General features: G+C 37.7%; 9 protein-coding genes. All 9 read right to left on the reverse strand.

The features are described from left to right. Nucleotides 1-9: 9 nt before the first annotated feature. The 9 genes from J3U37_RS10000 to rpoC all read right to left on the reverse strand — a co-directional run bounded on the left by J3U37_RS10000 (nt 10) and on the right by rpoC (nt 10,359). Nucleotides 10-762 (reverse strand): DUF4311 domain-containing protein, encoded by a 753-nt coding sequence (locus J3U37_RS10000; RefSeq protein ID WP_267374688.1) that lies wholly within the window; start codon nt 760-762, stop codon nt 10-12. A gap of 16 nt (nt 763-778) precedes the next feature. Continuing rightward, complete coding sequence (locus J3U37_RS10005) at nt 779-1,075, reverse strand: DUF4312 family protein (RefSeq protein ID WP_267374690.1); 297 nt, start codon at nt 1,073-1,075, stop codon at nt 779-781. A gap of 14 nt (nt 1,076-1,089) precedes the next feature. Further along, nucleotides 1,090-1,458, reverse strand: coding sequence for a glycine-rich SFCGS family protein (locus J3U37_RS10010; RefSeq protein ID WP_220218202.1), 369 nt, complete (start codon nt 1,456-1,458; stop codon nt 1,090-1,092). 25 nt (nt 1,459-1,483) lie between these two features. Then, the gene (locus tag J3U37_RS10015; RefSeq protein WP_220218203.1) at nt 1,484-1,831 is read right to left on the reverse strand and encodes a PRD domain-containing protein; all 348 of its coding nucleotides are present in this window, start codon (nt 1,829-1,831) and stop codon (nt 1,484-1,486) included. Between the two features lie 412 nt (nt 1,832-2,243). Beyond that, nucleotides 2,244-3,146: a TPM domain-containing protein gene (locus J3U37_RS10020; RefSeq protein ID WP_267374693.1), complete on the reverse strand. Its 903-nt coding sequence runs from the start codon at nt 3,144-3,146 to the stop codon at nt 2,244-2,246. Between the two features lie 188 nt (nt 3,147-3,334). Then, nucleotides 3,335-4,327: a TPM domain-containing protein gene (locus J3U37_RS10025; protein WP_267336370.1), complete on the reverse strand. Its 993-nt coding sequence runs from the start codon at nt 4,325-4,327 to the stop codon at nt 3,335-3,337. A 386-nt stretch (nt 4,328-4,713) separates the two neighbouring features. Beyond that, nucleotides 4,714-5,310, reverse strand: a complete 597-nt coding sequence (locus J3U37_RS10030) for a LemA family protein (RefSeq protein ID WP_267374695.1) — start codon at nt 5,308-5,310, stop codon at nt 4,714-4,716. 438 nt (nt 5,311-5,748) lie between these two features. After that, nucleotides 5,749-6,060 carry an antibiotic biosynthesis monooxygenase family protein gene (locus tag J3U37_RS10035; protein ID WP_267374697.1) on the reverse strand — a complete coding sequence of 104 codons (312 nt, stop codon included), beginning with the start codon at nt 6,058-6,060 and terminating at the stop codon, nt 5,749-5,751. Nucleotides 6,061-6,141: 81 nt separating this feature from the next. Further along, entirely contained in the window at nt 6,142-10,359 is a 4,218-nt protein-coding gene (rpoC, locus tag J3U37_RS10040) for a DNA-directed RNA polymerase subunit beta' (protein ID WP_267374700.1), read from the reverse strand. Between the last annotated feature and the right edge of the window lie 27 nt (nt 10,360-10,386).

The following is a 10,386-nucleotide window of genomic DNA, read 5'->3' on the forward strand; positions in this document are numbered from 1 at the left end:
TTTCCTATATTATTTAAACCAATAAGATAAACCGTCGCTAAATGCGTTTATCATCTTCATATCAAAGCCCCGGAAGTAGCCACTCATCACAAATAGCAAAATGACAGCAATTAACATAATTTTCATCATTCGATTCCAACCACTATCATCGACACCTTTACCGATAAGTATGCCTAACACCAGACCGGGAACGGCATTGCCCATAATTAACTGTGCCAGACCACCAAATAATGTTCCCCAAAACCCACTACGTCGCCCTGCATCTAAAGCTGCCAGCCAGAAAATAACCGGCATCACTGTTGCGACTAGCAAATTGGCAGCAGGCACAAGAACTTTTGTGGCAGTTATCTTTAACGAATCGGGAATAACCGATGTTGTTGTATTTAAAAACAGCACCACTATCATGCCGATGATTGCGCAGGCAATGGCCATTTTTTTAGGATCATGCAACGTTTCGCCAAGATTACGATTTTTAATCATCAATAAAGCACCGCCCCAGTTTGGAATAATGCGATGATCAACATCTTGGGTAAACGAACCTGCGGCAACGGATGATGCCCAGGCATTAAAAAAGAACCCTAAACCAAATGAAAAGTGCGCAGCCGGATCGCCTTCACAAGCGTTGAGCTCACCCAATGTCCGAAATGCCCCCATACCTTGATAAGTTGGGGCGTGAAACATCCTTGCCGCCCCGGCTCCAACCCCTAAACCACAAAGTCCACCAATAATGATTGACTTAAATGCAATGATGAGAATTTCCATAACTTTCCTTTTTTTGTTATTGAGAAGTAAATTCAATATGACTTAAATCAACAAAACAAACATCAACAGCCACATCGAGTGTAATGTCATAAATGGCCTTTTTTCTGGGTAAAAAGATAAATAAAAATCGTTCAGTGGTGATCTTCTTTATTGCTGATACGATTTGAATATTCAGCGGCTCTATACGCAACATCATATTGGATGAATTTTTAAGCACCTGTTTTTGTACCTGACTTAATGCATTAGCAAATGCACGTTGCTTAGAATCACCTTGACCTCTTACTCTTACTATTTGCTGTTGATTTTGTTTCATGCTGATATGCCCTTTTACTCACGAGGATTTTTTTTCAAAAATGCTTTGGCGATACGTTGCCCTAATTCTTCGGTATCCATAAAACCAAAACCCAGCACTTTACAGCCATCATTGATTGCCGTTTCTCCTTCTTCAATCGAACGCATTCCATGACGTTGGGTATAACCATATTTATTTTGGGCGGTAATTGCGCCAGCCCCACCACTACCACAAAATGAAAGACCTAAATCGGCATTTTCTTGATTCATCACATCTCCCAATTTCATATCGGCTGCCATACCGGGGATCACAATTGCTTGGCAGCCTTCTACCGAATTAATGCCTTGGGCAATTTTTTGTCCTTTTCCCATTCGATCGCCTATTACAATGATCACTTGAGCCATAATGTTTCTCCTTTCCATTTATTTTTTAATTTTTGTTTATCGATTCATTTGCTTTGGCTACGTCATAGTGAATAGCCAATAAATATGCTTCTTCTATTGGTAAATTATCGAATAAATTTACTGTTTTTTGCGCTAACGCTAAGGACTCTTCAGATAGTTGGTCAAATAAAGTGAGATCGAGTTCAGGTAATTGTTCTAAAGTTTTAGCCCGTTGAACCATGGATTTAATATGGGAATAGAGCATCAATTTTTGCACCTCATTTTGTACAATTTGATGCTCAGCTAACCAAGTATTAATAATGTTGATAGTGTTTTCTGTCACCTCTTCAAGCGTCAGATCATCTTCGATCATGCGAAATTTTATTTGAGTCATAATCACTAGCATTGTCTGTTTTGAGAATGAATAAAGCCTAAATCAAACCATAAGCAATGTGGATAGAGAGTTTTTCCTACAACAATAGGAAATTTTTTATTATGGGGGTTTTATCGTAGGACAAGCAGACTTAATCTTGCTTGATAGGTCAATTTTGATAAATAAATGATTGTTAATTTTGTGAGTTAGATCATAAAAATTAACACGATTTTTCTAAAAAAAGACGATGAATCAATGGGCATAACAACACTGTTTTAACCAACATTAAAGGCTACATAAATCAGAAAATGTTATCGCTGATTGCAGCGAGATATGTTGTGGCTAAATTTTTAAATAGGGAAGGATGGTAAAAAATAAACTACCATTAATCGATATGATTAAGGCGCATATAGCGCCTTATTTTTTATCCCATTTACCAGCTACCGGAAGCGCCACCTCCACCACTGCGACCACCACCGCCGCCGCTAAAGCCGCCACCTCCGCCGAAGCCACCGCTAGAACCACCAAAACCGCCTCCTCCTCGATGATTTCCTCTTCCGCCACCAGCTCCGGGAGTCACAATGCGGCTGGCAATGGTACTCAAAATAAATACCACAAACATGATAAATACTATCATAAATATATCGCGCATATGCCAAAGGGTGAATCCACCAACAGATAGTGCGTTAAATAAACCTGTATATAAACATCGTTTAGTTTTATCTTTACGATAAAATAAGTTAGCAAGTGTAAGGCAGATAAAAAATGACACCAGCGCATAATTACTCAACATGGAAGTAAAATCTTCTGATGATAACAAGTTAGAGCCTTGTTCGTTATCTTCACTTTTCGGGGTAGGATTATCAATTTCTTGTTTCAGTACAGATAAGGCATTATGAATTCCTTGATAATAGTTATTTTGTCGAAATTGTGGCGCTAATTGTTCACGAATAATTTTACTGGCCACTAAGTCGGTAATAGTTCCTTCAAGCCCATAGCCAACTTCAATTCGCATACGTTTATCATCTTTTACAATAAGTAATAAAATACCATTGTCTTGTCCTTTTCGACCGATTTTCCATTGAATAAAGACTCTATCTGCGTATTGTTCTACCGTTTCATTATCCAGTTTGGCAATCATTAAAACCGCTATTTGGGCACCATCGGTTCGAGGCTTTTCAAAGTCAATTAGACTTGATTCTAATGACTCTTTTTGAGAATCGGTTAAAGTATGGGTCGTGTCGATAACACGATGTGCAAATTCCGGGATGTCGGTTAGCCCATAACAAAACCAACTGAATATTAACAATAAACTACTTAGAAAATATCTTTTCATGGTATTTTTTGCCTTATGATTAACAACGCTAAATAAAATTTTACTTTTTCTGTTTTACAACAAACAGTTAATTGCGATCCATTTTATAAAGCGTTGAGACAAGATATCGTTGGTTAACTAAAACTATTATATAGCCAAATCACAATCTTACTATTAAAACTTAATAAGTATGATCTTTGTTCATCTCATTACCAACGACCGGATGCACCGCCACCGCCACTGCGGCCGCCACCTCCATCTTGGGAATTTCTACTCGAATCACCAGATGAAGATCGACTGCTACTGTCACTCTCGCTATGACTTTCTATAGTACCGTTTTTACGACTGATAGCGGTAAATAACAAGTTAGCAAACACATAATTTATAGTGCCGTTTTTACAACTGATAGCGATAAATATAGCGATGATTAACAAGTTAGCAAACACATAGTTTATAACAAAAATAAAAACGACATCGGTCAGATCTAAGTCACTAAAACCGTCAACACACCAAGTTACAAAAAGGATAAACAAGCTATTTGATAGTGATGTGATAATAATGCGTTTAAATATATTTTTTTCGAATTTAACCGTTAAGGCTAAACACACAAGAAAAGAACACACTTTCCAACTTAATTGAGCGATCCAGTGAAACAACATATCTAACATTTCACTCAAGCCAATTGTCTGATTATCCTGGGTTTGATTCTCTAAATAAATATTATTACCAATTATGGCACTTTTTAATACCGACACTGCATCATCAATGCCCTGATAATAGTTATTTTGCTTAAATTGTGGGGCTAACTGTTCCCGAATGATGTGACTAGCGACTAAATCGGTAACAATGCCTTCAAGCCCATACCCCACTTCAATACGCATCTGTCGGTCATCTTTTGCCACTAACAATAAAATGCCATTATCCAGATCTTTTTTACCAATTTTCCATTGGTTAAAAACTCTCTGCGCATACTGTTCTATGGTTTCATTGTCGAGTTTTGCGATCATCAAAACGGCTATTTGTGCGCCATCAGTCCTAGAGTGTTCAAATTGAATTAGGCTCGATTCTAAAGAATTGACTTGCGATGCACTTAAGGTATTGGTTGTATCGATAATATGGCTATTAAACGCAGGAATTTCAGTCAAACCATAACTAAACCAACTCAACATTAACAACATACTCAATAAAACATATCTTTTCATTACATTTTGTCCAAAATGACCTGCTATAGAATAATATTATGACTTTTCAAAAGCGCATATCAAAAGCTAATCGACTCTATTTATTTCAGGTTTAAGTTATACAAGACATCAATTGATAGAAATGACTATTATATAGCCAGATAACAATTTTGCTATTAACATCTGCTTTTTTTATCAAGTTTTGCCGTCATGGAAATTTGGCACGATTTATTTTGTATTGGGGAAACTCAATAGAGCATTATTGTGAAGTATATCTATGTGATCGAGTTAACGTATGGTCATAACGATAACTCGATTTTAAAGGAAGAGAATTTCAGTTGATTGATAGCTAAACCAACTGATGATTCACAGCAAACTCAACGCTCAATATTTTTTGACAATCTTGATTATTGAAAGTTAACTGCGGGTGCATTTGAAATTTCCTTTTCATTTTCAACCGTAAATTGTTGTTTTGGCCCGGTACCTAAAAAGCCTGCTATCCAGTTATTCGGTATTTGGCGGATATAGATATTAAATGATTGTACTGCTTGTATATATCGTCCACGGGCAACAGCAATGCGATTTTCGGTGCCTTCTAGCTGGCTCATCAGATCCTGAAAAAGTGAACTGGCTTTAAGATCAGGATAGTTTTCACTGACAGCAATTAAGTGGCTTAAAGCAGTGCTTAATTCAGATTGTGCTTGTTGGAATTTGGCAAATAAAGCCGGATCGGTTAGCTGATCAGCATTGATTTGAATTGAGCCAACTTTACTTCTTGCATCGGTCACTTGAGTTAACACTTCTTTTTCGTGTGTAGTATAACCTTTAACCGCATTAACTAAATTTGGGGTTAAATCTGCCCGACGTTTATATTGGTTAACGACTTCTGACCACGCAGCAGCCACGCCTTCGTCACGGGTTTGGATACCGTTGTAACGGCTAAAGCAGAAAAATGCCGCAATAATAACTAACACCAAAACAACTAATAATAATTTTGATTTCATTGTAGATTCCTATAAATAGTTGAATTTATGGATAGCTTAACAAATGAATACATCAAAAATAGAAATAAAATAAGCTATCTACGTAATTAATAAACACTCAGTTATCACTTGAATTTAAATTTCATCAACAAATTTATTTACCCTATTTCAAAAAAAGAAGAATTAACTCGATAAAATTAAAATATGTATGTTAATAATAGATAGTCTAACCAATACGTAATCGGTTATGTTGCAAGCTAATGTCAGCTAAATCCATTTAGTTTAGGATAATTTATTTCATATTATATCCATTTTTACATTGCATGCTATTTATATTGCTAATTTACTCATAAAAATAAGCCGCTTATTTTGTATTGTAGATCACAAAATGACGATTAATTATGATTAATGTCGATTTTATAAATTCACAAAAATAAGCGGCGTTCTATTTGAAATTAATTACAATACACTTTCAAAGCATTCTAATTGCGCTGGCTCATAATAGATATCATGATTGTTTGGTCTATTGCCAGTATTACGATGTGTATGTTTGAATTGTTCAGAATTCACCCAAGCTTCGAAATCGGCTTTCGATTCCCACTCGGCAAATGATGAAAATAACGTATAATTTTCGTCAGTTTTCCCTTTTAAAAAATAAAAACGATTAAATCCTTTCATCTCTTTTAAATGGCTATCACGGTTACGCCATATTTCAATAAAAGTATCTTCGCTACCTCGTTTTACTTTAAAGCGATTCATGACAATATACATATTAAAACTCCTTTTTTTATTATAGAGATAAAAAAATAGCACGTGCTTACACGTGCTATTTTAATAACTTAGTCTTACTGACTATTGGTTTTCTTCTGCAGAATTAAGTAATTCAGCTAAGTTAGCGCTTGCTTCTTCAGCAGAAACAGTTGTTTGAATTTCATCGCTTGCAGGTACTGCACGTTTACGTAAACGTTCTTTATGGTAAGCATAACCTGTACCAGCAGGAATCAATCGACCAACAATGACGTTTTCTTTCAAGCCACGTAATTCGTCGTTTTTACCTGCAACAGCTGCTTCGGTTAATACGCGAGTCGTTTCTTGGAATGATGCCGCAGAAATAAACGATTCAGTTGTTAACGATGCTTTAGTAATACCAAGCAGATCGTGTAAGTAAACAATAGGCTCTTTACCTTGCGCTTCAAGTTCACGATTGATAATCTTCAAGCGTGAAACTTCAAGTTGTTCACCGTCAAGTAGACGAGAACCGCCCGGATGAATAACTGTCGCTTTACGTAACATCTGACGAACAATAACTTCAATGTGTTTATCATTGATTTTTACACCTTGTAGGCGATAAACTTCTTGAACTTCGTTAACGATGTAACGTGTCACCGCATTTACACCACGTAAGCGTAAAATATCATGCGCTGATTCAGGACCGTCAGAAATCACATCACCACGGCCAACTTGTTCGCCTTCAAATACGTTAAGTTGACGCCATTTTGGAATCATCTCTTCATACGGCTCACTACCATCTAATGGCGTGATAATTAAGCGACGTTTACCTTTGGTCTCTTTACCGAACGAGATAATACCGTCGATTTCAGCAAGAATTGCCGGTTCTTTTGGTTTACGTGCTTCAAATAAGTCAGCAACACGTGGTAAACCACCGGTAATATCTTTAGTACCAACCGATGCTTGTGGAATACGAGCAAGGGTATCACCGACATTGATTTCAGCGCCGTCTTCTAACTGCACTAATGCTTTACCCGGTAAGAAGTATTGCGCAAGCATTTCAGTGCCGGCGACATAGATATCTTTACCTTTAGCATCAACAATTTTGATTGCTGGACGTAAATCTTTACCGACACCTGTTCTTTCTGCTACATCTAAAATCACAATAGATGAAAGCCCGGTTAATTCGTCGGTTTGACGGGTAATAGTTTGACCATCAACCATATCAACAAATTTAACAAAGCCTTTCGCTTCAGAGATAACAGGCATTGTATGCGGATCCCAGTTTGCAACTGTTTCACCAGCATCAACCGCAGCGCCATTACCTTTAGTTAAAATCGAACCATAAGGAACTTTGTAAGTCTCTTTCATTCGACCTAAATCATCAATAATGGTTAACTCAGCATTACGAGAAGTGATAACCAGTTTCTTATCCGGGTTAGTCACAAATTTAGCATTGGTTAATTTAATGCTACCTTTATTTTTAACCTGAACACTAGATTCTGCTGCCGCACGTGATGCCGCACCACCAATGTGGAACGTACGCATGGTTAACTGTGTACCTGGCTCACCGATTGACTGAGCAGCGATAACACCGATTGCTTCACCTTTATTTACCAGGTGACCACGGGCTAAGTCACGACCATAACATTTCGCACACACACCAAAATCAGTATCACACGAAACCACAGAGCGAACTTTTACGCTATCAACAGATTCTGCTTCCAGTAAATCACAATAACTTTCATCAAGTAATGTGTTACGTGGAATTAAGATATCTGTACTACCCGGTTTTAATACATCTTCAGCTGCTACACGACCTAAAACACGTTCACGAAGTGGCTCTTTAACATCTCCACCTTCGATAACTGGTGTCATTACTACGCCTTCTAATGTGCCACAGTCATCTTCGATAACAACTAAATCTTGTGCCACATCAACTAAACGACGAGTTAAGTAACCTGAGTTCGCAGTTTTTAACGCCGTATCAGCAAGACCTTTACGTGCACCATGGGTAGAAATAAAGTACTGTAGTACGTTTAACCCTTCACGGAAGTTTGCTGTAATTGGTGTTTCGATGATAGAACCATCCGGTTTTGCCATCAAGCCACGCATACCAGCTAACTGACGAATCTGCGCCGCAGAACCCCGAGCACCTGAGTCGGCCATCATATAGATGCTGTTGAAAGAAGATTGAACTTCTTCTTTACCTTCACGGTTAATCACTTTTTCCGTTGATAAGTTATCCATCATGGCTTTAGCAACACGTTCATTGGCTGCCGCCCAGATATCGATAACTTTGTTATAGCGTTCGCCAGCGGTAACTAAACCTGATTGGAACTGCTCTTGAATTTCAGCAACTTCGATTTCAGCTTCATTGATGATTTGTAATTTCTTCGCCGGAATTTCCATATCATCAATACCAACCGATACACCTGAACGTGCTGCATAAGCAAATCCTGTGTACATCACTTGGTCAGCTAAAATAACGGTTTCTTTCATGCCTAGTTGGCGATAACAGATATTTAAAATACGTGAAATCGCTTTTTTACCTAATGGCTGATTGATAACTGAAAAACTCATACCTTTAGGCATGATTAACCATAAAATAGCACGGCCAACAGTGGTATCAATAACTGATGTTGTATCTTCCCATTCGCCAACGCTATTACGATGACTTTCAGTGATACGTACTTTAACTTTTGCATGTAATTCAACTAAACCTAAACGATACAGTTTTTCTGCTTCTTTAGGTCCGGTTAATACCATGCCTTCACCTTTAGCATTAATTTTATCACGAGTCATATAGTAAAGACCTAATACCACGTCCTGAGAAGGAACGATGATAGGCTCACCACTCGCAGGTGAAAGAATATTGTTAGTTGACATCATCAACGCACGCGCTTCTAATTGCGCTTCTAACGTCAATGGAACATGCACCGCCATTTGGTCACCATCGAAGTCAGCATTGAATGCCGCACAAACCAATGGATGTAACTGAATCGCTTTACCTTCAATCAAGATAGGTTCAAACGCTTGAATACCTAATCGGTGAAGTGTTGGAGCACGGTTTAGTAGTACCGGATGTTCACGGATAACTTCATCTAAGATATCCCAAACAATTGCATCTTCACGTTCAACCATTTTCTTGGCTGCTTTAATGGTGGTTGCATAACCACGACGCTCTAATTTACCGTAAATAAATGGTTTGAATAATTCAAGTGCCATTTTCTTCGGTAAACCACATTGATGTAATCGTAAGTATGGACCTACAGTGATTACTGAACGACCTGAGTAGTCAACACGTTTACCTAATAAGTTTTGACGGAAACGACCTTGCTTACCTTTAATCATATCGGCAAGTGATTTTAATGGACGTTTGTTAGAACCGGTAATTGCACGACCACGACGACCATTATCAAGTAATGCGTCAACAGATTCTTGTAACATACGTTTTTCGTTACGTACGATAATATCCGGCGCCGCCAAATCTAATAAACGTTTTAAACGGTTATTACGGTTAATCACACGACGATATAGATCGTTCAAATCTGATGTTGCAAAACGTCCGCCGTCTAGTGGTACTAATGGACGTAAATCAGGTGGCAACACAGGTAATACGTTTAAGATCATCCATTCCGGTTTATTTTCTGATTGAATGAATGCTTCAATAATCTTAATACGTTTAGTCAGTTTTTTACGTTTAGTTTCAGAATTGGTAGTTGCAAGCTCATCACGTAGTGCTTCACATTCAGCTTGCACATCGATATTACGTAATAATTCTTGAATCGCTTCGGCACCCATACGAGCATCGAATTCATCACCAAACTCTTCTAACGCATCTAAATACTGTTCTTCTGTTAAAATTTGACCGCGTTCTAAGTTTGTCATTCCGCCGTCAAGAACCATAAATGATTCAAAATAAAGCACACGTTCAATGTCACGAAGTGGCATATCTAATAAAAGACCAATACGTGATGGTAATGATTTTAAAAACCAAATATGTGCAGTTGGCGATGCAAGTTCAATATGCCCCATACGCTCACGACGTACTTTGGCTTGAGTAACTTCAACACCACATTTTTCACAGATCACACCACGGTGTTTTAAACGTTTATATTTTCCACATAAACATTCATAATCTTTTACTGGTCCAAAAATACGTGCACAAAACAATCCGTCACGTTCCGGTTTGAACGTACGATAGTTGATTGTTTCAGGTTTTTTCACTTCACCAAAAGACCATGAACGGATCATATCAGGAGAGGCAAGGCCTATCTTGATAGCATCAAAATCTTCTGTTTTTGTTTGTGCTTTTAGAAACTTTAGTAAGTCTTTCACAATTGACTCCTATGGAGTTAAACCAAT

It is taken from the genome of Gilliamella sp. B3172 (assembly GCF_026536465.1).
In the GTDB taxonomy this organism is placed as follows: Bacteria; Pseudomonadota; Gammaproteobacteria; order Enterobacterales; family Orbaceae; genus Gilliamella.

What these genes read in the sequence shown, in the direction of transcription:
- J3U37_RS10000 (WP_267374688.1), bottom strand. Translation starts at nt 762, where the DNA reads ATGGAAATTCTCATCATTGCATTTAAGTCAATCATTATTGGTGGACTT.
- J3U37_RS10005 (WP_267374690.1), bottom strand. Translation starts at nt 1,075, where the DNA reads ATGAAACAAAATCAACAGCAAATAGTAAGAGTAAGAGGTCAAGGTGAT.
- J3U37_RS10010 (WP_220218202.1), bottom strand. Translation starts at nt 1,458, where the DNA reads ATGGCTCAAGTGATCATTGTAATAGGCGATCGAATGGGAAAAGGACAA.
- J3U37_RS10015 (WP_220218203.1), bottom strand. Translation starts at nt 1,831, where the DNA reads ATGACTCAAATAAAATTTCGCATGATCGAAGATGATCTGACGCTTGAA.
- J3U37_RS10020 (WP_267374693.1), bottom strand. Translation starts at nt 3,146, where the DNA reads ATGAAAAGATATTTTCTAAGTAGTTTATTGTTAATATTCAGTTGGTTT.
- J3U37_RS10025 (WP_267336370.1), bottom strand. Translation starts at nt 4,327, where the DNA reads ATGAAAAGATATGTTTTATTGAGTATGTTGTTAATGTTGAGTTGGTTT.
- J3U37_RS10030 (WP_267374695.1), bottom strand. Translation starts at nt 5,310, where the DNA reads ATGAAATCAAAATTATTATTAGTTGTTTTGGTGTTAGTTATTATTGCG.
- J3U37_RS10035 (WP_267374697.1), bottom strand. Translation starts at nt 6,060, where the DNA reads ATGTATATTGTCATGAATCGCTTTAAAGTAAAACGAGGTAGCGAAGAT.